Here is a 20,532-nt window from a genome sequence, read left to right as displayed (position 1 = left end):
GCCAGGTGTCGGCCAGGGTGCCGTCGAAATCGAAGATCGCCAGTTGGTAGCTCATGGCCGGATTATAGGACGAGAAAACGTACGAGTAGCACACCGGCAGCGCAACCGAATGGCACGGAAATTGCTGTACGGGAAGTAATTTTAATCCTCAACTTCCCATGACAAAAGAACACGATGCGCAGCTGGTGGAGACCTTCCTGCTCTACATGCCGGACGTGGCACGGCGCCAGTCGGCGCTGCATGAGCTGCACCAGACCTGGCGCCTGATACACGGTCTACGACGACATCGTGCCGCTGGCCCCGGACGGCGCGGTGCTGGTACGGGCCGACGAGGACGCCGGCATGGCACGCAGCGCCGATCCGCTGGTCGCCGCCACGCTGGCCTCGCCAGGCTACGTCGAAACCTTCCGCGCCAGCGACCTGTTCCCCGGCTGCCCACGCGCGCTGCTGTATTCGCAGACCATGCGTGATCCCGGCAGCGGCGCCGCGATCGGCGTGCTTTGTTGAGCTTCCGCTTCGAGCACGAGCTGGCCGCCATCTTCGGCGCCTATGGCGACGCCGGCGGGCGCGCCAACATGCTGCTGCTCGACGCCGACGAGCGCGTGATCAGCAGCGCCGATCCGCTCTGGATCGCGCCTGGCGCAAAAGTGCCGGTCAGTCGTGGAGCCGGCGACCAAACCTGCATGTTCGCCGGCCGCGAATACCTGGTTGCCACCATCGCCTCGTACGCAGGGCTACCAGGGCTACCGTTCCTCCAAACTTACGCAAAGCTAGACGTCGCTTACCATTCTTAACCGACGCTAGCTTGCTGTTGGATTCCTGCTTCGCCGGGGCCGGTTTCACCCTGTGCATGATGCACTGGGCCAGCGCCTTCCCCTCCACAGGCCGACACGGTCGAACTGACCGCCATATTTCTCAGGTTGACCGCGGCATTCACATCACGGTCGTGCTGCTTCCCGCAATCCTGGCATGTCCATTGGCGTGCACCTAGATCGAGTTGTTCCAGCAGATGGCCGCAGCACGAACATGTCTTGCTGCTCGGGTACCACCGATCCACCACCACTACTTGTCTCCCACGTTGCGCCGCCTTGTATGTCAGCTGGCGGCGCAACTCGTTAAAACCCATGTCGGCGATGGCGCGTGACAGCCTCCGGTTGCCAAGCATGCCCTTGACGTTCAGGTCTTCGATGCCGATGGTGTCGAAGCGGCGCGTGATGCTGCTGCTGAGCTTATGAAGGCTGTCGCGCCGGAGGTTGGCAATCCTGGCATGCAGCTTCGCCAGGGCCACCTTCGCCTTGGCGCGGTTGCGTGAGCCTTTGACCTTGCGTGACAAGCAGCGCGACAGGCGCCGCAAGCGTTCAAGCAAGGTGCGCAATGCCTTGGGTCCGGTCACTGTTTCACCTGTCGACAGCGTCGCCAGTGCCGTAACGCCGAAATCCACGCCTACCGCTCCTTGGCTATCGGAATATGGCAGGATCGGATTTGCTGTCTCGACGGTGATGCTGGCATACCAGCGATCTGCAATGCGCGAAATGGATGCGGAAACGATGCGCCCCGCAAAGCGCAGCCGTTCATGCATTCTGACCCATCCGAGCTTCGGGATGCGGATACGATGGCCTTCAATTCGAAACTGATCGTTCGTCAGTGTGAACCGGTCGTCACGTCCCTTGCGCCGGAAAGTCGGGTAGCGTGCTCGTCTTTCAAAGAAGTTCTGAAATGCTCGGCCCAATTGCATGATCGCCAGCTGCGGCGCGTTTTTGCTTACTTCCAGCATCCAGGGGAAGCAGTCACGCTTGATCGCATTCAGCTGGCGCCGCAGCGCTCCTTCGTTGGGTAGCGATAAAGTGGGATCGGCTTTGCACGCTGCATACTGCCGCCCCCACTCGGCCAGTGCCCAGTTATACGCGAACCGGGCCGTGCCCGATGCGCGGGCGAGGTAGGTCGCCTGAACATTGTTTGGGACAAGCTGAATGCGATGGGCCAGGAACATGGCAGATCCTCGATGGCTTGGTCCATCATGAAGACACGACTCAAAATGCAGAAGCTGGTCTTTATCAGACTGGGGAAGCGACTCACGGTTCCACCGTAATAGCCAAATTTGGCTTGCATCAACCATGAGCCGAGTTTCGACCTCTCAAGCGGAGCTTGGTCCTGTACTCCATCTTGCAATGAATGTCCGAAGTAAGAGCTCATGCCCGGCTCGACCATCGAACAGAATAGACTTACGGACGCGTGCTGTGCGCCACCGACCCTGCATATCCGTCCGGAGCGATGCTGGCGCTGGAGCGTGCGCCGTTCGACGCCGCCTCTGCCGAGGGTTCGGCGACGCGCATCGTGATCCACGCCGGCCAGTACTGCGTGGCCGCCTGCGCGCGCGCCGAAGGCTATCGCGAATTCCGCGCGGGCGGGCGCGAGCAGCCGGTGCTGTCGGTGCTGCTGCAGTCGTTTGGCGCACTGCGCACCGATGCCGAACTGGCCGCGCTAGCCGGTGCGGCGCGGGTGCGCACGGAGCATGAGCATGGGCGCGACCATGCGCTGTTCCAGGCCGGCGGCGAGCTGATGGCGCTCGATGCGGCGGCGGTGGTGGAAGCGCTGCCGTTCGCCCAGGTCAAGCGCACGCCGCCGGGCGAGGGCGGACGCATCGGCATGCTGGACGTGGACCTGGACGACGGCCAGCGCCGCTTCGTGTGGGTGTTCGACCTGGCGCGGCTGGTGGGAAGGAACGGGACGCCGGTGCGTGGTGGCGGGCAGGTGCTGCTGGTGCGGCACGGCGCCACCACGATCGGCTTGCTGGTGGACGATGTACATTCGGTGCAGCGCTTCGATCCGGCGGCGTCGACGTCGCTCGGATTGGCGGCGGACCAGCATGGATTGTCGGCGGGCCTGATCAAGGCGAATGGGGGCGAGGTGCTGATCCAGGAATTGAGCGCGGCGCGCATCGTGGCGCGGGTGTGCGGCCTGGCCGAGGTGGTGGCGTAGCGCTTACGGCATCCCCTGCAGCACGCTCGGCCCGCCGTCGAGCATCGCTTCGCGCAGGCGCATCGAATCGCGCCCCGGCGACATGCCGAAGAAGCGCGCATACTCGCGCGAAAACTGCGAGCTGCTCTCGTACCCCACCGCGTGTCCGGCGCGCGCGGCGTCCTTCAGGCCGGTGAGCATCAAGCGCCGCGCTTCCTGCAGCCGCAGCTGCTTCTGGTATTGCAGGGGACTCATCGCCGTCACCGCCTTGAAATGCTCGTGCAATGTGGACGCGCTCATGCCCACTTCGCCGGCCAGCCGCTCCACGCTCAGCGGACGGTTGTAGTTGCTCTTGATCCAGCAGATCGCGCGCGTGATCTGCGCCATGCGCCCTTCGCCGCAGGCGATGTGGCGCACTACCCCGGCATGCTCGCCGGTGAGCAGGCGATAGTGCAGCTCGCGTATCAACAGCGGCGCCAGGATGGCGATGTCCTGTGGCGCCTCGAGCAGGCGCACCAGCCGCGCGCCGACATCGACCATCGCCGGCGTGGTCTGGCTCAGGTACAGGCCACGCGCCGCCGCACCACGCACTGGTTTGCCGGGTGAGGGCGGCAGTTCGAGGTCGATCGCCGCCAGCAGCTGCGGATCGAGGTCGACCCGCAGGCACAGGTAGGGTTCCTCGGGCGAGGCTTCGGTGACGCTGCCGGTGAGCGGCAGATCGACCGACACCACCAGGTACTTGGCCGGATCGTAGCGGTAGTCGTCGCCGCCCAGCGTCACCACCTTGGCGCCTTGGGCGATGATGCACACGGCCGGCACGTGCAGCACCTGCAGCGGCCGGGTTGGCTGCGCGCTGCGGATCAGCCACATTCCCGGCACCGCGGTCTGCTGCATGCCGTCGGTGTGCTGGTGGCGGGCGATCCGGGCGGCCAGGTCGTGGATTGCTTGCATGTGCGGTCTCCTTTGGGCGGTGTAATGACGGTGCCACTGTATTACAGCGCGAACGGCGGCGCCAATGGTCCGCAAGGATTGCCCGATCCTCCGCCGGGCGCCTCACATCGGCTTAAATCACGCCGCCGTTGGCGCGCAGCACCTGGCCATTGACCCAGGCCGCGTCCGGCCCGGCCAGGAACGACACCACGTTGGCGATGTCGCGCGGCTCGCCAAGGCGCTCGAGCGGCGGCAGGCTGGCGAAGTGGGCGATCTGTTCCGGCGTCTTGCCGTCCATGAACAGCTCGGTCGCCACCGGCCCCGGCGCCACCACATTGACGCGGATGCGGCGCCCGCGCAATTCCTTGGCGAAGATCTGGCTCATCGATTCGACCGCCGCCTTGGTGGCGCTGTAGATCGTGTAGCCGGGCAGCTTGAGGCCGACCACGCTGGTCGAGAAATTGACGATGCTGCCGCCGTCGTTCAGGCGCGTGGCCGCCTCGCGCAGCGTGTTGAAGGTGCCCTGCACGTTGATGGCGAAGGTGCGCTGGAACAGCTCGTCGCTGGATTCGGCCAGCGGCATCGTCTTGAGGATGCCGGCGTTATTCACCAGCACGTCGACCTTGCCAAGCTCACGCTCGACGGTGTCGAACAGGGCGCGTACCTGGTCGGCCTGCGACACGTCGGCCCTGACCGCGATGGCAGTGTGGCCGGCGGCGCGCAGGGCGACGACGGTCTTGTCGGCCTCAAGCTCGTTGCTGGCGTAGTTGACGGCGACGCGGTAACCGTCTTCGGCCAGGCGTTGCGCCACGGCGGAGCCGATGCCGCGCGAAGCGCCGGTGACGATGGCGACGCGGGTGCTGGGTGCTTGCTGCATGGAGTCCTCCGGATGAATGTTCAGGGACTCTATCATCGTCTGTTATCGAAGCGGGATCATGCCCTGCAAACCGAAACCTTTGTTCGGTATGCGATAACAATCATCCTTCGCACGGGGTGTTGGCCGGCGCCATGGTGCAGATCGTGGCAACCCGTGCGCGCTCGACGTAGTCGGGGCGCGCCAGGCTTCCCCCGTTCGTGTCCGGGCAGTCGCCGCCGGTGCCGTTGCAGGCCACCGCTTCGATGCGGTAGATGCGCTTTTGCACCGAGGTGCCGAGGGCGGCCGGATTTTCGCCCTCGTCGTAGTCGCGGAACGAGCAGGTGACCCGGACCCGGAAGCCCGAGACATAGCTGAAATCGTTGAGCAAGGTAGCGGTGCCGTTGTCCGGCCCGCAGCGCGCCGCCAGGCCATTGAATGCCCACTCGATGCCGGCGCGCGCCGTGAGGCCGGCGCGTGCCCCGAGCAGGGCCTGGTTGACCGTGGTCTGCTGGGTATCGGTCAGGCGCAGCAGCGCCACCGCGATGCCCGCGATCACCACCAGGAACACCACCGCCGCGATGTATGCGAAACCGGATTGACGGCGCATCATGGCACGTTGCTCACGTTGACGCCGACCGTGAGCGGGACCGACTCGCCCTTGTCGCTCAGGGTCAGCTGCAGCTGCACGTAACCGCTGTCCTGGGTGGCGCCGGCATTGGCGTGGACCACGAAGCTGCAGCTGGATACCTTGGTGGCAACCAGCTGGGCGCCGGCCGGCACGACGTTGCCGCACGCCGGCGGCGCGGCAAGATTGTTGCCGTTCAGGCGCACCAGGGTGCCGGTGCCGCTGCCGCCGGCGTCGATGCCCGCGCTGCAGCGATAGGTCACGATCCGGCGCGCCGCCGGCACCACCACGAAGCGGCCGCCGTCGTAGCCCGGCGGCACCTGCAGCGAGGTCCCGAGCTGGATGCGGTGTTCGCCCAGCGCCGCAGCGGGCGATGCGGTCACACTTTGGACGACGGCGACGGAGGGGCTGTTTGCCGTGTACACCTCGTCGCCGCGGTTGCCCACCACGATCACGTCGCCGGCCGCGGGCGTGTTCGTGAAGCGGGTCAGCACGTCGAAGGCGGTGCCGGGTTCGGCGTCATTGATGTACCTGGCGTCGGTGCGGCCCACGATCGGCCCGCTGCGATAGCGTCCGCCGTCGCTGGTCGGCACCAGTTCCAGGCATTGCGGGTTGGTCAGGCGCAGCGAATTGGGCACCGCGCGCCGCACGTCAACGGCGATGGTGCGCAGGGCGGTATCGGCGACGGTGGTCAGGGCCGCACGCTGGCCCACCAGCAGGTAGCTCTGGATCGCCGGCGCCAGCATCATGGTCAGCACGCCGCCGATGATGCCCACCAGGACGATTACGAGGATCAGCTCGACGAGCGTGAATCCGTGCTCGCGCTTGCGCTCGCGCCTGATTGGCAGGGTCATGGCCTGGTCCTCCAGCCGGTGAGCACGACGGCCTCGGCGCCGGGCGCGCTGACCTCGACCCGGATGCGGCGCGCGTCGCCCGTGTTCACGCCCGTGATCGCCGGCACGCCAGCGTCGCCCGGGCGGTCGACGATGACCCTCACCGTGTAGTTGCCCAGGCCGGGCACCGGATCGCCGTTGACGTTGACGATGCCGGTCTGGGCGTAGCCGTTATAGTCGCCGATCTCGTCGTACAACAGGCGGCTGGCCGGCCTGGCCGGATCGGCGCCGGTGAAGGGTTTCTGCATGATCTCTTCCATCATGGTCTCGGCCGCCGCCAGCATCTGCTGCGTCACCAGCGGATCGGCGCTGCCGATGTTGGCGCGGTTGTAGGCCGCCACCAGGCCAGCCAGTGCCGCGCCGACGATCACCATGGCGATGATCAGTTCGACCAGGGTGACTCCGGCCATCCGTTTGCGGGTGCGCTCAATCGACATAGCCGGTGCCTCCGTCGATGCGGATGGTGCGCTGCGTTCTGCCGCCCAGCGTGATGCCGATCCTGATCTCGCCCACCTGCGCGCCGTTGATGTCGGTAACGCTGCCGTCGGGCTGGAAGCGCAGCTCCGGCGGCGCGCCGCTCATGCCGATGGCGGCATTGTTGTTGGCGAACAGGCCGGTGAAGTCGGGGCCCAGGTCGGTATCGCACGAGCCCGGGCCGGGGCCGGGGCGTACGCTCAGCGTGCCGGCCACGGTGTCGAGACAGACCGTGCGGCGCTTTGCCACCGCCGCCTTCTGCGCCGTGCGCAGCGCGCTCGCCACGCGGTCGCCGTACACCGCCGCTTCGGTGATGTTGTCGCCCATGAGTTTCGGGATCGCGATCGCGGCCAGCACACCGATCAGCACCATCACGGTGATCAGTTCGACCATGGTGAAGCCATGTTGATGGTTAAGCCGGCGCATCAATTGAACACCTCGCGCACGTGGATGATGCGGCGGTTTTCCGGCGCCAGCTCGCCGAAGGTGGCGCGTCCGGCCGGATCGCGGCAATTCGCGGGCATGCGCAGCCACGCCAGGTTGGCGCCGGTGCTGAACGGATGCGCGCCCCGGCAGGCGACATCCAGCTTGTCGGCGCCGAGATTGACGGCCAGGTCGATCCAGCCCGGGCGATCGCCCACCAGGATGACCTTGGACGCGGCCTTGCCGCCCTTGATCGTCACCGCCGCAAGCTTGTTCAGCGACGGCTTCACGCCCCCCTCGGTCCTGGCCGATGCGGTTTGCGCGAAGGCGTCCGCCGGGATGCGCGTGACGTTGTCCTGTGCGTTGAGCAGCCAGCTCCAGCCGCTCCAGTAATCGGTCGCGACTTCCATGACGATCTCGTCGCCGACGCGGCCGGCGCCGCTGCCGACGCGCAGGCGCCCGCTCAGGATCAGGGGCTGCGCCTTCTCGAAGCTGCCCTTGGCGTCGTCCGACGTCACGACCGGCGCCGCCGTTGCCGCGCGCAGCACGATCGCGGTCGGCGCGATGAGCGGCGTGGCGGTCGGCGCATAGGCGGGCGCCGCCAGCGCCACGCCTGCCTTGAAAGCGGCCGCCGCCACTTCGGGCGGGAGCAGCTTGCCACCGTTCGGATTGAGGAGCTTGCGTTCCTTGTCATAGGCCGCCAGCGTCACGTTGACGCTGTAGTCCAGCACGCCATCATAGTTCTTGGTGAGCGCGTTGCGCGCATTCATGGCGCTTATCCTGACCGGCACCGGTTCGCCGGCATAGTAGAACGTGCGCTTCTTGTCGAGTTCTTCCTGGGTCTGGTCGACCAGGAAGTACTTGGGAATGAAGGGGCCGACCTTGGGCATGCAACCGGCACCGGCCTCTCTGGTGGTGCCGCTGACCGCCAGGCCGCTGTCCAGGAATGCGTCGAGCGTGGCCTTCACGTCGAATGCGCCGACTTCGCTCCACCACAGCACGGGCGTGGCATTGCCGGCGCTGAAACTGGCGGCGGTGGTGACGCCGAGCGAACCCGCTTCGCCCTTGGCCACACACTCCACCGAGAATTTGGTCGCCAGCAGGTCCGGCTGCAGCGCGGTCTTGTCGAAGCTGGGCGTGATGTCGCCTTTCGCATTGAGCGCGCTGACCGTGACCTTGAAGTCGTCCCCCGCGCGCAGCGCCTCGCCCGCCGCCGCCTTGGGCAGCGTGGAGAACCCGAAGCGGTGCGGCGCCACGGTGAACACCTTGTCGCCCCGGGCGTCGTCAAGCTGCGCCATCAGCTTGACCTTGCCCACGTCTGGATAGTTGAGCGTGAGTTTGGCCGCGCCATCGGCGTCGAAACGGGTCGTCACCGCCTGCCGGGCGCCGGTGCTGCATACCAGCGCCTTGTCAGCCAGCGTCAGCGCGGCGCCGCCCTTGCTGGCAGTCTCGTAGCCGCAGCTGTACTGGACCTGCTTGTCGGTGTTTTTGAACGCCGCCACGCACTGGCTGGTCCTGGGGTCGGACTGCAGCGCCTTGATGGTGGCGACCGCGTTTTCCGCCGCGCGGTGATGCGGCACGTCGATGTTGAAGGCGACGCCGCCGCTGAAGGTCATGTCGCAGGAAGCGCCGCCGCCGGTGTTGACGCACACCGGCGCCGCGGCAACCGTGCCGCTGTAGCTCAATTTGAGCGCCTCGGTGCCGGCCGTGCTGCGCGACACCTGCCCCGTCGCAGTGCCGCTGCTGCCGATCGCGGTCGTCGCGCTGCCCGGCTGCAGGGTGACGCTGGCTCCGCCGTTGAAGTGCGGCGCGCTGCAGGCCGCGTTGGCGCAGGCGGTGACGGTCACGTTTTCGGGCGCGCAGGTCTGGCCGCTGCCGTCATGCGTGATCTGGAAGTGGTGCAGCGGGCTCGCGGCCGGCTTGCCCGATTCGCAGCGCGGGCCGTTGAGCGAATTGACCGGGTTGCCGCTCTGGTTGTCCACGCAGTCGCAGTAGCCGGCGCGGGTGCCGGATTTGCAGACGATGTTCTGGGTCACGCGGCCGTTCCAGAACAGGGTGGCGAAATCGACCTTGGCCACGCCTTCGATCATCGCGTCGGAGGCGTACAGCGTCAGCTGGCCGGTGTCGACCGTGCCCTTGATCTTGACCGAGGACCCCATCGTCAGCAGCTTGCTGGCCGTGACGTTGCCGGTGACGTTGCTGCTGGCCGCATACAGCTCGACCTCGGGTGCGGTGATGTTGCCGGTGACCGTGCTGCCCGAGCCCAGAGTGAAGCGGGTGGAGGCGACGACGTCGCTCTTGAGCGTGACCGGCGAATCGGCGGTGATGGTGGTGCCCTTGACCACGCCGCCGATGGTGACGCCCGAGCCGATCATGATCGGCCCCTGCGACGTAACCGATTTGTTCAGCGTGGCCGGCGAATTGATGGTGATCGAGGTGTTGCCAACAACCGTGCCTTCGATCGTGCTGTGCGAGGCAATCAGGAGGGTGTCGCTGGCGGTGACGTTGCCGGTGACGCGGAACGGCGACTCGGTCGTGATCGCAGTGCCGCTGACCGACCCGACCACCGTGGTGCCTGAATTGATCGCGACCGCGCCGCGCGACACCATGGTGCCGGTGATCTGGAAGGTCGGGCCGGTGCCCAGGCTGAGCGAACCGGCGGTGACATCGGCCTTCATCTGGTTCGGGCCGGCGACGCTGAAGGCCTTGCCGGCCTCGAACGAGCCGCCCGTGACCGCCAGGTTGGCCGGGTTCAGGCCGGTGAGGTCGATGTTGCCGCTGCTGGTCAGGCGCGCCGTACCGCTCATGGCGAGGCCGTGGTTGTAGCCGAACACGACGTCCGAGCTGACGTTGACGGTGTAGCCGTCGCCGATCACCATCTTGTCGTCCCACTGGGGCAGGGCGATCGAGTCGCAGGTGTAGACCTTGGCCTTGTTCGAGCAGCTCATCACCTTGCCGCCGTCGAAGGCGTAGGTGGTGCCCGCGTACGCTTGTCCGCTCCACACGCTTGAAACCAATAGCAGGCACGGCAACAGGCAACGGCGCAATGCCGGCTGGATGAATGCCAGGAAATTGGAAGCAAGATGCACGGAAAGCCCATACGAACGCGATGGACGAAAGTGTGCACTGGATTGCCGTAAGGCGACAATAAGTTTTTCGCTTAGGCAACGATTCCTGGCGATTCAGGGGCTGGAATGCGTGCCGCGGACAACGGTGTGTGAGTATCGTGGAAACAGTCTTACAATAGTTTTCATCTTACTAACGCTAGCGACGACCCATGGCCCACCTCCATCCAGCCGGCTGGCGCGAAATGTCCGTGACCGGCGCCGCGGCCCGCGAAATTGAAACCCTGGCCTATCTGGACCAGCGCCTGGCCGATGCGCCCTACGCCATCTACCACGGCGTGCACTGGACCAACGTCGAGCAGGGCTACTCGGTTTACGGCGACATCGACTTCATCGTGCTGGCGCCGAACGGGCGCATGCTGGTGATCGAGCAGGTGGCGGGCTTTCTAAACGAGACGCCGGAAGGCCTGGTCAAGAGCTTCCAGGGCAAGACGCGCAAGATCCGCACCCAGATCCTGGCCAATATCGAGGGCCTGGCCAAGCGCTACCACGGCACGCTGTCGATCGACTACCTGCTGTACTGCCCCGACTACATCGTGCGCGACCAGCAGCTGGCCGGGATCGACCCGCACCACATCATCGACGCCACCAACAAGCCGAAGCTGGCGCGCGTGATCCGCGAGGCGCTGCCGATCACCGACAAGACTGACGAATTCGACAAGGTCACGCGCTTCCTGGGCGACACCCTGAATCTGCGGCCCGACCCGAGCGCCATGATCGGCAACGCGGTGCAGATGGTCACGCGCCTGTCGGGCGGCCTGGCCACCTGGGCGCGGCGGCTCGATTTCTCGCCGTTCCGCCTGCACGTGATCGGCACCGCCGGCAGCGGCAAGACCCAGCTGGCGCTGGCCGAATACACCGCCGCGATCGACGCCGGCCTGCGTCCGCTGTACGTCTGCTTCAACCGCCCGCTGGCCGACCACATCGAGCGCCTGGTGCCGAACGGCGGCCGGGTCGCCACCTTCCATACGCTGTCCGACGCCTGGCTGCGCGCCCAGGACGTCACGCCCGACTACGGCGCCCACGACGTGTGGGAGCGCATCGAGAACTCGATGTCCGGCGCCGCGCTGCCCGAGACCTGGCAGTACGACGTGGTGATCGTCGACGAGGGCCAGGATTTCTCGGTGGCCTGGCGCGACATCGTGCTGCGCATGCTGAAACCCGAAGGCCGCGCGATCTGGATGGAAGACCCGGACCAGAACCTGTACGGCCGCGCTATGGTGCCGCTGCCGGGCTGGGTGACGCTGCACTCGCACACCAACTACCGCAGCCCGCGCCAGATCGTTGACATGCTGACCAAGCTCGGCGCCGCGCACCAGCCGGTGGAGGCGGGCAGTCCGTTCAAGGGGGCGGATATCGAGGAGCTGATCTATCCCGAGGGAGATACGGAAGCGATGCTGGCGCAGACGCGGCGCGCGGTGACGTCGTGCCTGTCGGCCGGCTATGCGAGACATGACATCGCGATCTGCTCGTTCAGGGGGCGCGAGAAGTCGGCGATCCTGCAGCTGGACCGCCTGAGCGATACGCATACGCTGCGTTCGTTTACCGGGGCGTATGACCTGTTCGGGATTCCCGTGTTCCGAGAGGGTGGATTGCTGGCAGAGTCGGTCTATCGCTTCAAGGGGCAGTCCGCGCCGGCGCTGATCTTCACCGAGATCGATTTCGAGGAGCTCGACGAGAAGGCGCTGCGCAAGCTGTTCGTGGGGATGACGCGCGCGCGCCTGAAGCTGGTGCTGGTGATGAGCGATCGGGCCTCGGTGCAGATGCTGGACCGGATGAGCGGTGCCTAGCGTGGCCGGGCCCGGCCATGCTGTGCGCCGGCCGCGCAGGGTCGGCGTATAGTCGGTGCGACCGGCCGGCGTGGCCGGAACAGGAGGCACCATGCAGGAATCGTCGCCCGGCACCACGTTCCGCGGCTTGCCGCTGACCCCCGAGCAGCACAGCGAGATACGGCACTATATCCATTGCCGCGAACGTGCAGGCAAGGACTGGGATACGCCCGAGCTGCATGCGATGCTGGCCGACATGCTCGATCCGCCCGAAACGACGTCCTACTCGCAGGCGGACGACGAAACACCGCTCGCGGCCGCGCGCCGGCTGGCGGATGACGACGAGGAGGGCGGCGTGGCTGGCGCGCACTGAATGCATGAAAACCGTTTATATTTTGTGCGGCGCACAAAAAGCCTGCTATACTGCGTCCGTCGACAAAAGCCAAAGGCCTCGTCGGCGTCCTGCGATCCAGTTGACGCGCCTGTGCAGTGCGCGAACGCCGCGGGATGTGTTTTCGGTATGTCAGTCAGCCTGTACAGCGGACGCACCGCGCAGATAGCGCGGGTATCCACCAGCTTCGGCACCACGCAGATAGCGCGGGCCAAAGCGGCGATAAATCGGTAATACTTTGAAACGAAGCCCGCACGATGCGGGCTTTTTTTTCACCAGTCCCATCCCCTTCCTGGCGCAGCGTGCCGGGTCTCATCCACGGCGCTTCGGCGCAGCACTCCCTCCAGGCCGGCGCTGCGCGCGCGGCCGCGCGGCCCGGTCCGGGCCGGACGGAACCACCAGGAACACCACATGGCAAAAGAAGAACTGATCGAAATGAACGGGCTCGTGTCCGAAGTGCTGCCGGAGCTGCGCTTTCGCGTCGACCTCGACAACGGCCACAAGATGATCGCCTATACCGCGGGCCGCATGAAGAAGAACCACATCCGCATCCTGGCGGGCGACCGCGTCACGCTCGAACTGTCGCCCTACGACCTGACCAAGGGCCGCATCGTGTTCCGTCACCTCGAAACGCGCGGCCCGGCCGGCCCGCGCCGCCCGCCGCAGCGCCGCCGCTGATCCTTCCCCACGGCGCGCCGTGCGCCGTGCGCGGCGTCAGGCCGCCAGCGCGTCCTCTCTTCCGGTACCGGCGGCCATATTCCGGTTCACCGCCGACAACACCGATTTGAACGACGCCGTCACGATATTGCTGTCGATGCCCACGCCGAACAAGGTCGGCCCGTTCCCCACCCGCAGCTCGACGTAGCAGGCCGCGCGCGCATCCGCGCCCGAGCCGATCGCATGCTCATGGTAATCCATCAGCTTGATATCCAGCCCCAGCGCATTGACGAACGCGTCGATCGGCCCGTTGCCGGTGCCGGCGAAGGTCTGCGGCGCATGATGGCGCGCCACGTTCACGTCGAGCTGCACTTCATGCTCGCTGTCCTCGACCATGCGGTGCGAGACGTAGTGGTACGGCTCGTCCTGCTCCAGGTACTCGCGCGCGAACAGCGCGTGCAAATCGCCCGCATTGATCTCGCGGCCGCTCTCGTCGGCCACGCGCTGCACGGCGCGCGAGAATTCGATCTGCAAACGGCGCGGCAGCTGCAGGCCGAATTCCTGCTCCAGCAGATACGCCATGCCACCCTTGCCCGACTGGCTGTTGACGCGGATGACCGCGTCGTAGCTGCGACCCAGGTCGGCCGGGTCGATCGGCAGATACGGCACTTCCCAGATCGCGTCCGCCTGCTGCTTGGCGAAGCCCTTCTTGATCGCATCCTGGTGCGAACCCGAGAACGCGGTGAACACCAGGTCGCCCGCATACGGATGGCGCGGATGCACCGGCAGCTGGTTGCATTCCTCGACCAGCTGGCGCACGGCATCGATGTCCGAGAAGTCCAGGCCGGGATTCACGCCTTGCGTGTACAGGTTCATCGCCAGCGTCACCAGGTCGACGTTGCCGGTGCGCTCGCCGTTGCCGAACAGGCAGCCCTCGACACGGTCGGCGCCGGCCATCACCGCCAGCTCGGCGGCGGCGACCGCGGTGCCACGGTCGTTGTGCGGGTGGACGCTGATGGTCAGCGATTCGCGGTTGTTCAGGTGGCGGCACATCCACTCGATCTGGTCGGCGTACACGTTCGGCGTGGCCGCTTCCACGGTCGACGGCAGGTTGACGATCATCTTGTTCTGCGGCGTCGGCTGCCACACGGCGCTGACGGCATCGACGATCTGCTTCGAGAAATCGAGTTCGGTGGTGGAGAACGATTCCGGCGAATACTCCAGGCCCCATTGCGTCTGCGGATGCTGGCTGACCAGCTCCTTGATCAGCTGCGTGCCTTTGACCGCGATCTGCACGATCTCGTCGCGCTCCATGTTGAACACCACGCGGCGGAACACCGGCGCCACCGAGTTATAGACGTGGACGATGGCGCGCCTGGCGCCGACCGCCGACTCCACCGTGCGGCGGATCAGCTCATCGCGCGACTGGGTCAGCACGATGATGGTGACGTCGTCCGGGATGTGGTTGTCCTCGACCAGCATGCGCACGAAGTCGAAGTCGGTCTGCGAGGCCGACGGGAAGCCGACCTCGATCTCCTTGATGCCGATTTTCACCAGCATCTGGAAGAAGCGCAGCTTCTTCTCCGGGCTCATCGGCTCGATCAGCGCCTGGTTGCCGTCGCGCAGGTCGGTGCTCATCCAGATTGGCGGGCGCGTGATGGCGCGGCTCGGCCATTGGCGGTCGGCCAGGTCGATGGTGGGGAAGGGACGGTACTTGGCGGCGGGATTGGTCAGCATGATCGGGACTCCTGAATGTTTGGTTGCTTGGCGGCCTGGGCTTGGTGAGGCCTTCGGGTGGCGCAGGCTGCCGGACGGGCCACGAAACGCTAGGCCCGGCAACCGATCGGTAGTTTTAGCAGCGCACGCGTCGGCACCTGCGGCGCGCGCAGGCCGCTTGCCAGGACGAACCCGGTGGAATAAAGCGATGGTGCGAAAACTGGAGAGATGGACATCGGTGCAACTTCCTTGACTGCTGGGAGGCCGGCGGAGCCGGGCGTACGGCGGAAATTACGCGCGTAGTAGCAGGGCGGCCGGCGATAGCGCGCCGGCGGCTGGTAGGGAAATCGACAGATGCAGAGGGAAAGACATAATTTCGACTTTAAAGTCGTGGGCGCCGTATGTCAAGCGGACAATCGATTGATGTGGCAAAGAAAGTACGGAGATTCGCAGTCTGATGCAGCTGGATGGCTAATCTACATTGTCGCTTCGGCGTCAGTGCCGACGGTATGAGGATGCAGTTTATGCACCTGCCATGGCCGTGAATAGGGATGGGCACGATGGTGCGTGATAGCATCGGCGGCGAACCTTTCTGGAGAGATTCATGACTCGTCGTCCGGCTAGCGAAACCGCCCGTCTGCGCCTGAAACTGTTTGGCGCCGCCGCCCTCATGCTGCTGTGCTCCGCCTGCGGCGACGGCATCCCGAAAGACCAGGACGACGATGATGACGATACGCCGCCGGCGCAGACCGCCGCACTGAGCATCCTGGCCGGGGACGCGACGGCCGAGGGCACGATGGACGCCACCGGCACTGCGGCCCGCTTCAAGTGGCCTGCTGGCATCACGATCGACAGCAACGGCAATCTGTACGTGGCCGATACCGGCAACTTCACCATCCGCAAGATCACGCCGGAAGGCGTGGTCACCACCGTGGCCGGTGCCGCAGGCACCCAGGGCACCGCCGAGGGCAGCGCTGGCAACGCGCGCTTCCGCAATCCCAGTGCTGTGGCGGTGAACGGGAGCGGGACGCTGTATGTCACCGACAATGAATTCATCCGGACTATCTCGCCGGCGAGGCAGGTTAGCACCTGGGCCAGGATCCCGGTCGGCACCAATATTCCCACCAGCCGCCTGGCCAGCGTGTTCCCTTTCGCCATCGCGCTCGACAACAACGGCAACGTGTTCGTCACCAACGCCTATGGCACGCGCAGGATCTCGGCCGGCAACACCACGATGCTGGAAGGGCAGCCCGTGCTGAACGACCTGAGCGGCGTCGCGCTGGTCGAGGCGCGCGGCGTGGCGACCGACAGCAGCAACAACGTGTATCTATTCGACCTCGAACGCGAGATCAGCCGCTGGAATCCTAACGGCAATGTCGGCTCGGACAGCCTGTTCACACTGGCCGGCGGAGCGAACGTACGTGGGGCAGTGAACGGCGCCGGCAACGCCGCGCGCTTCGAGCAGGTGGTGGCGCTGACGCTCGATCCGCAGGGGAATGTGTATGCGGCAGACGGGATCAATAACCTGGTGCGCAAGATCACGCCGGCCGGGGTGGTGACGACGATTGCCGGTACCGCGCGCGCGGCGACGTTGCGGACCGGGGATTTGCCGGGAAGCCTGAACGATATTCGCGGCATTGTCGCGGATGGCAAGGGCAATCTGTATGCAACTTCCGGCAACGCGATCGTCAAGATCAAGCTGCCGTAAGCTATTCCTGGATGAAGCGCGGCTACCGATGGAGCCGCGCAGCGTTAATCCATCCCTGGCACTTCGACGATCAATCGCGGGATTTTTTGATACAGCGACAGCTTGAACTCTTCGCGATCGATCGACGAATGGCAGCGCCGGTGGCAATTCGGGCATAGCGCGACCGCATTCGTCGTGGTGTCCGACCCATGGCTCGACAGCGGCATGACATGGTGCACTTCGAGATAAGGCAAGCCATCAAGTGCGACGAAAGGCGCGGCAGTATCGCAACCCTCGCACGTACCGCCAGCAATCTGTAGCACCCACGCTTTGACTGCCGGATCGCGGACGTACGATGTCGCAATTTTCGAGACCATCGCTGGCTGAAATGATCCAAGCGGACGTGCCGCAAGTGCCTGTTTTCTCAGCGACGTCACCTTGCAGGCCAGTTCCTCATGATCCGACGTCGGGACATACGGCTCGAGAAATTCGACGCCATTTGCACGGAGCAGTTCGATCATCTTCTCTTTTACCGCACTGCCGATATTTTTCGCAGGAAGGTAGCCGGCGATCCACGGCATTTTCAGCTCATAGAGCGCGGCGGAGATGTTTTGCATGCGGAATTCGATCGAACCCTTGGTGCGGGTAGCGAGTGCCCCTGCCCGAAGCTGCCGATTGATTTCGGCCTTGCTATACGCTTCGCCATTCAGCTCGGCGCGGAGCATATCCAGGTATGCCCGGATTGCGCTGGTAAGTTCCTCATCCGTCCAGTACGTATTGCTGAGAACGACAGGTTCTTGGAAAGATTCGGACATGACTGATTGAACGGGAGTGTTCACTCAGTCTATCAACTGTTCAATATCTATACAACAACATATTGAACATCGACATCAAGCAGCCATCACGACCGCCTGCTTGCCATAGACGACCATCCGGCCGCCATGTTGCTGGCGCCATTCCGCTGCGGTCGACGTATCCGCAAACCAGATCTGCTGGTAATCGCCGAACGCACCCAGCTCGAGCCGGAAGCGGTCCAGCATCTCGGATGGCCGGCGATCGATATCGCGCTTGCAAGCATCCCAGTCCGCGTAGCCCAGCTCATGCGCCAGGGTGCGGAACATGTGCTTGAGCTGCAGCGTCTGGCGTGCCTGATACAGCTCGGTCAGGTGTGTTGAAGCACTCGCCTGGGCACTATGGACGCGGCGCAGGATCGGCAGGGCGATGCTGGGTTGCGGCGAATGCGCACTGCGCAGCAGGCGGCGTGCGTAACGGCGCAGGAAATCGGTATTGGAATCGGGCGTGGTGGTTCGGTGGGAATGGAGGCGCATGCCAGGTCCTTTCACATAAATAGCGCCGTTCTCGCTACGGCATCAGTGAATGAACAGGGATGACTCCTGAATCGATACGTCATGGACGCAAGCAGGTGCGCTGGCTTTCGCGAGAGTGGGCGGCCTGCACAGCCCGGAACGGATGGTAGCACGAGTCAGGTGCTATGTAGTCATTGTGTGGCTGGCATGCCATAGCAAAAAAGGCGCAACCGGTTAGGGAGCTGCTTTGGTACCATCCGGAAATGAATGCTACTTCCGCTCACCTGGCTGCGCCCCCGCGCATCCGCCGCCGCCAGAGTCTGGCACTCGTTCTGCTGGTCGTCACCGGCGTCATCAATTACCTGGACCGCGCCACGCTCGCCGTCGCCAACGAATTCATTCGCGCCGATCTCGACCTGTCGCTCGGCCAGATGGGGCTGCTGCTGTCGGCGTTTTCTTGGAGCTATGCGTTGTGCCAGTTGCCGGTGGGGGCCCTGGTCGACAGGATCGGGCCGCGCTGGCTGCTTGGCATGGGGCTGGTGCTGTGGTCGCTGGCGCAGGCCGCAGGTGGCCTGGTATCGACCTTCGGCTGGTTCGTGCTCGCCCGCATCGTGCTCGGCATCGGCGAGGCGCCGCAGTTCCCGGCCGCGGCGCGGGTGGTGAGCAACTGGTTTCCGCTACGTGCGCGTGGCACGCCAACCGGCATCTATAACTCGGCGTCGCCGTTGGGCTTTGCGCTGGCGCCGCTGTGCCTGTCGCCGCTGATCGCCGCGACCAGCTGGCACTGGGCCTTCTTTATCACAGGCGCGCTGGGCATCGTCGCGGCCATCGTCTGGGTCATCCTGTATCGCGATCCAGTGCGCGAGCAGTTGTCAGAAGCCGAGCGTGCCTATCTGGATGAAGGCCAAACGCTCAAAGCTGCGCCGAAAGCAGGCTTCGCGTCCTGGCGCGCGCTGTTCCGCCAGCGCGCTACCTGGGGCATGCTGCTCGGCTTCTTCGGCTCGGTGTATCTGAACTGGGTGTTCCTGACCTGGTTGCCGGGCTATTTGCGTACCGAACGCCACATGGACGTGGCCTACGTCGGCGTGGCGGCCACGATCCCGTTCCTGTGCGGTTTCGCCGGCGCGTTGACGGCCGGCTGGGCTTCCGACCAGATTACCCGCCGTGCAGCATCGGCGGTTCAGGGGCGTCGTACGGCGGTAGTGCTGGCCATGCTGGGCATGGTGGCGTTCACGATTCCCGCCGCGCTGGTGCAGAGCAATACTGCTGCTATCGCCTGCATCTCGGTCGTGATCTTCCTGGCCAACGCGGCATCGGCCTGTTCCTGGTCGCTGGTGACGGCAGTGGCGCCGCGCAGTCGCGTTGCCTCGCTTGGCGCAATCCAGAACTTCGGCGGATTCATCGGCGGCGCTCTGGCGCCAATCCTGACCGGCTATATTGCGCAGTCCTGGTCGTTCGTGCCCGCTCTGCTGACCGGCGCCGGTATCGCTTTCGTGGGCGCGATGTTGTACCAGTTCCTGGTGGTTGCACCGATTCCAGAGCAGGATTAAGCACGACGCAACCAGCAATAAAAAACGGCCTCTTGAAGAGGCCGTTTTTTTATGTAGAACACAATGCGATTAGACGTCGATATTCCCCGCCCGCAGCGCATTGCTCTCGATGAAGTTACGACGCGGTTCCACCTCATCGCCCATCAGCGTGGTAAAGATCTGATCCGCCGCGATCGCATCCTCGATCTGCACCTTCAACAGACGACGCACAGTCGGATCCATCGTGGTCTCCCACAGCTGCTCTGGATTCATCTCCCCCAGACCCTTGTAACGCTGTTTCGACACGCCGCGCTCGGCTTCTTCACGCAGCCATTCCATCGCGCCATGGAAATCGCGCACCGCGAATTCCTTCATACGATCGCCTTCGCCGCGGCGCACGATCGCGCCTTCGCCCATCAGGCCCTGGAAGGTGGCTGCCGAATTGGCCAGCACGGAATAATCGGCGCCAGCGACGAAGTCGGCATCGATGCCGGTCACCTGCACGTTGCCATGGTAGATGCGTTCGATCCGCAGGCCATGCTTCTCGGACAGCTCATCCGACTTCACTTTTACCTTCACCGCCGGATCGTTGATCGCCGCTTCCATCGCCTTGGCCGACGCTTCGGCATTCTGCAGCGAGGTCAGGTCCAGCACCACGCCGCCGCTGACGATCGCGGTCAAGGCCGCACGGTCGATCACGCGCGCCAGGCGCATCATGATGGCGTTGGCCAGGTTGTACTGGCGCACCAGTTCGCCCAGCGCCTCGCCGCTGATCGGCTCGACGCCTTCGCGCGGGATCAGCGATGCCGAGTTCAGCGCGAACGTCATCATGTAGCTCGCTTCCTCGACGTCGTCCTTCAGATAACGCTCGTCGCGGCCGGCCTTCACCTTGTACAGCGGCGGTTGCGCGATATAGATGTGGCCGCGCTCGACCAGCTGCGGCATCTGGCGGTAGAACAGCGTCAGCAGCAGGGTGCGGATGTGGGCGCCGTCGACGTCCGCGTCGGTCATGATGATGATGCGGTGGTAGCGCAGCTTGTCGACGTTGAATTCGTCCGGGCCGATCGAGGTGCCGAGGGTGGCGATCAGGGTGGTGATCTGTTCCGACGACAGCATCTTCTCGAAGCGCGCCTTTTCCACGTTCAGCACCTTGCCGCGCAGCGGCAGGATGGCCTGGAACTTGCGGTCGCGG

At 65.0% G+C, this 20,532-nt stretch carries 20 protein-coding genes; 8 read left to right on the top strand and 12 right to left on the bottom strand.

The genetic code is table 11. The annotated features are described in order from the left end of the window. Positions 1-288 precede the first annotated feature (288 nt). Entirely contained in the window at positions 289-507 is a 219-nt protein-coding gene (locus RTQ83_RS22970; protein WP_312519975.1) for a hypothetical protein, read from the top strand. After that, positions 504-794: a hypothetical protein gene (locus RTQ83_RS22965; protein ID WP_312519973.1), complete on the top strand. Its 291-nt coding sequence runs from the start codon at positions 504-506 to the stop codon at positions 792-794. The genes RTQ83_RS22970 and RTQ83_RS22965 overlap by 4 nt, the downstream gene beginning before the upstream one ends. Here the strand turns inward: RTQ83_RS22965 and RTQ83_RS22960 are convergent. Then, positions 791-1,990, bottom strand: coding sequence for an RNA-guided endonuclease TnpB family protein (locus RTQ83_RS22960; RefSeq protein WP_312519971.1), 1,200 nt, complete (start codon positions 1,988-1,990; stop codon positions 791-793). The genes RTQ83_RS22965 and RTQ83_RS22960 overlap by 4 nt on opposite strands. Positions 1,991-2,232: 242 nt before the next feature. Here RTQ83_RS22960 and RTQ83_RS22955 point away from each other — a divergent pair, with 242 nt between their 5' ends. Next, a complete protein-coding gene (locus RTQ83_RS22955; RefSeq protein ID WP_312519969.1) occupies positions 2,233-2,979 on the top strand; it encodes a chemotaxis protein CheW in 747 nt (248 codons plus the stop codon). A gap of 3 nt (positions 2,980-2,982) precedes the next feature. Here RTQ83_RS22955 and RTQ83_RS22950 read toward each other — a convergent pair whose 3' ends face one another. From RTQ83_RS22950 to RTQ83_RS22920, 7 genes are all read right to left on the bottom strand, one after another. After that, entirely contained in the window at positions 2,983-3,909 is a 927-nt protein-coding gene (locus tag RTQ83_RS22950) for an AraC family transcriptional regulator (protein WP_312519967.1), read from the bottom strand. Positions 3,910-4,021: 112 nt separating this feature from the next. Then, positions 4,022-4,765, bottom strand: coding sequence for an SDR family oxidoreductase (locus RTQ83_RS22945; protein ID WP_312519965.1), 744 nt, complete (start codon positions 4,763-4,765; stop codon positions 4,022-4,024). Positions 4,766-4,865: 100 nt separating this feature from the next. Next, positions 4,866-5,354, bottom strand: a complete 489-nt coding sequence (locus RTQ83_RS22940) for an MSHA biogenesis protein MshP (RefSeq protein ID WP_312519962.1) — start codon at positions 5,352-5,354, stop codon at positions 4,866-4,868. Continuing rightward, positions 5,351-6,223, bottom strand: coding sequence for a type II secretion system protein (locus RTQ83_RS22935; RefSeq protein WP_312519960.1), 873 nt, complete (start codon positions 6,221-6,223; stop codon positions 5,351-5,353). The genes RTQ83_RS22940 and RTQ83_RS22935 overlap by 4 nt, the downstream gene beginning before the upstream one ends. Beyond that, complete coding sequence (locus RTQ83_RS22930) at positions 6,220-6,699, bottom strand: prepilin-type N-terminal cleavage/methylation domain-containing protein (protein WP_312519957.1); 480 nt, start codon at positions 6,697-6,699, stop codon at positions 6,220-6,222. Before RTQ83_RS22930 ends, RTQ83_RS22935 begins: the two co-directional genes overlap by 4 nt. Next, complete coding sequence (locus RTQ83_RS22925) at positions 6,689-7,162, bottom strand: GspH/FimT family pseudopilin (protein WP_312519955.1); 474 nt, start codon at positions 7,160-7,162, stop codon at positions 6,689-6,691. The genes RTQ83_RS22930 and RTQ83_RS22925 overlap by 11 nt, the downstream gene beginning before the upstream one ends. After that, on the bottom strand, positions 7,162-10,248 hold the full coding sequence (locus tag RTQ83_RS22920; protein WP_312519952.1) for a polymer-forming cytoskeletal protein: 3,087 nt from the start codon (positions 10,246-10,248) through the stop codon (positions 7,162-7,164). The genes RTQ83_RS22925 and RTQ83_RS22920 overlap by 1 nt, the downstream gene beginning before the upstream one ends. Before the next feature lie 188 nt (positions 10,249-10,436). On the opposite strand from RTQ83_RS22920, the gene RTQ83_RS22915 reads away from it, so the two are divergent. The 3 genes from RTQ83_RS22915 to infA all read left to right on the top strand — a co-directional run bounded on the left by RTQ83_RS22915 (position 10,437) and on the right by infA (position 13,122). Beyond that, complete coding sequence (locus RTQ83_RS22915; RefSeq protein ID WP_312519949.1) at positions 10,437-12,074, top strand: ATP-binding domain-containing protein; 1,638 nt, start codon at positions 10,437-10,439, stop codon at positions 12,072-12,074. A gap of 91 nt (positions 12,075-12,165) precedes the next feature. Continuing rightward, positions 12,166-12,426: a hypothetical protein gene (locus RTQ83_RS22910; protein ID WP_312519947.1), complete on the top strand. Its 261-nt coding sequence runs from the start codon at positions 12,166-12,168 to the stop codon at positions 12,424-12,426. Positions 12,427-12,855: 429 nt separating this feature from the next. Next, entirely contained in the window at positions 12,856-13,122 is a 267-nt protein-coding gene (infA, locus tag RTQ83_RS22905; RefSeq protein ID WP_290419521.1) for a translation initiation factor IF-1, read from the top strand. Between the two features lie 36 nt (positions 13,123-13,158). Here infA and leuA read toward each other — a convergent pair whose 3' ends face one another. Beyond that, positions 13,159-14,841: a 2-isopropylmalate synthase gene (gene leuA, locus RTQ83_RS22900; RefSeq protein WP_312519977.1), complete on the bottom strand. Its 1,683-nt coding sequence runs from the start codon at positions 14,839-14,841 to the stop codon at positions 13,159-13,161. Between the two features lie 580 nt (positions 14,842-15,421). On the opposite strand from leuA, the gene RTQ83_RS22895 reads away from it, so the two are divergent. Continuing rightward, a complete protein-coding gene (locus RTQ83_RS22895; RefSeq protein ID WP_312519943.1) occupies positions 15,422-16,525 on the top strand; it encodes a hypothetical protein in 1,104 nt (367 codons plus the stop codon). A gap of 44 nt (positions 16,526-16,569) precedes the next feature. Here RTQ83_RS22895 and RTQ83_RS22890 read toward each other — a convergent pair whose 3' ends face one another. Together RTQ83_RS22890 and RTQ83_RS22885 are read right to left on the bottom strand one after the other, a co-directional pair. Continuing rightward, the gene (locus RTQ83_RS22890; protein ID WP_312519941.1) at positions 16,570-17,319 is read right to left on the bottom strand and encodes an HNH endonuclease; all 750 of its coding nucleotides are present in this window, start codon (positions 17,317-17,319) and stop codon (positions 16,570-16,572) included. A 75-nt stretch (positions 17,320-17,394) separates the two neighbouring features. Then, positions 17,395-17,832, bottom strand: a complete 438-nt coding sequence (locus RTQ83_RS22885) for a hypothetical protein (RefSeq protein ID WP_312519939.1) — start codon at positions 17,830-17,832, stop codon at positions 17,395-17,397. A 242-nt stretch (positions 17,833-18,074) separates the two neighbouring features. On the opposite strand from RTQ83_RS22885, the gene RTQ83_RS22880 reads away from it, so the two are divergent. After that, entirely contained in the window at positions 18,075-19,361 is a 1,287-nt protein-coding gene (locus RTQ83_RS22880; protein ID WP_312519937.1) for an MFS transporter, read from the top strand. Between the two features lie 69 nt (positions 19,362-19,430). On the opposite strand, the gene RTQ83_RS22875 is transcribed toward RTQ83_RS22880, so the two are convergent. Beyond that, on the bottom strand, positions 19,431-20,532 hold a 1,102-nt coding region (locus RTQ83_RS22875; protein WP_312519934.1), incomplete at its 5' end, for a toprim domain-containing protein.

It is taken from the genome of Massilia sp. (genome assembly GCF_031995545.1).
Classification (GTDB): domain Bacteria; phylum Pseudomonadota; class Gammaproteobacteria; order Burkholderiales; family Burkholderiaceae_D; genus Telluria.
The sequence above is the reverse complement of the archived record's forward strand: the minus strand, read 5'-3'. Positions and strand labels throughout refer to the sequence as shown.

Excerpts from the sequence above, each read along its gene's own strand:
- RTQ83_RS22960 (WP_312519971.1), bottom strand. The coding sequence starts at position 1,990 with ATGTTCCTGGCCCATCGCATTCAGCTTGTCCCAAACAATGTTCAGGCG.
- RTQ83_RS22950 (WP_312519967.1), bottom strand. The coding sequence starts at position 3,909 with ATGCAAGCAATCCACGACCTGGCCGCCCGGATCGCCCGCCACCAGCAC.
- RTQ83_RS22945 (WP_312519965.1), bottom strand. The coding sequence starts at position 4,765 with ATGCAGCAAGCACCCAGCACCCGCGTCGCCATCGTCACCGGCGCTTCG.
- RTQ83_RS22940 (WP_312519962.1), bottom strand. The coding sequence starts at position 5,354 with ATGATGCGCCGTCAATCCGGTTTCGCATACATCGCGGCGGTGGTGTTC.
- RTQ83_RS22935 (WP_312519960.1), bottom strand. The coding sequence starts at position 6,223 with ATGACCCTGCCAATCAGGCGCGAGCGCAAGCGCGAGCACGGATTCACG.
- RTQ83_RS22930 (WP_312519957.1), bottom strand. The coding sequence starts at position 6,699 with ATGTCGATTGAGCGCACCCGCAAACGGATGGCCGGAGTCACCCTGGTC.
- RTQ83_RS22925 (WP_312519955.1), bottom strand. The coding sequence starts at position 7,162 with ATGCGCCGGCTTAACCATCAACATGGCTTCACCATGGTCGAACTGATC.
- RTQ83_RS22915 (WP_312519949.1), top strand. The coding sequence starts at position 10,437 with ATGGCCCACCTCCATCCAGCCGGCTGGCGCGAAATGTCCGTGACCGGC.
- RTQ83_RS22910 (WP_312519947.1), top strand. The coding sequence starts at position 12,166 with ATGCAGGAATCGTCGCCCGGCACCACGTTCCGCGGCTTGCCGCTGACC.
- infA (WP_290419521.1), top strand. The coding sequence starts at position 12,856 with ATGGCAAAAGAAGAACTGATCGAAATGAACGGGCTCGTGTCCGAAGTG.
- RTQ83_RS22895 (WP_312519943.1), top strand. The coding sequence starts at position 15,422 with ATGACTCGTCGTCCGGCTAGCGAAACCGCCCGTCTGCGCCTGAAACTG.
- RTQ83_RS22890 (WP_312519941.1), bottom strand. The coding sequence starts at position 17,319 with ATGTCCGAATCTTTCCAAGAACCTGTCGTTCTCAGCAATACGTACTGG.
- RTQ83_RS22885 (WP_312519939.1), bottom strand. The coding sequence starts at position 17,832 with ATGCGCCTCCATTCCCACCGAACCACCACGCCCGATTCCAATACCGAT.
- RTQ83_RS22880 (WP_312519937.1), top strand. The coding sequence starts at position 18,075 with ATGAATGCTACTTCCGCTCACCTGGCTGCGCCCCCGCGCATCCGCCGC.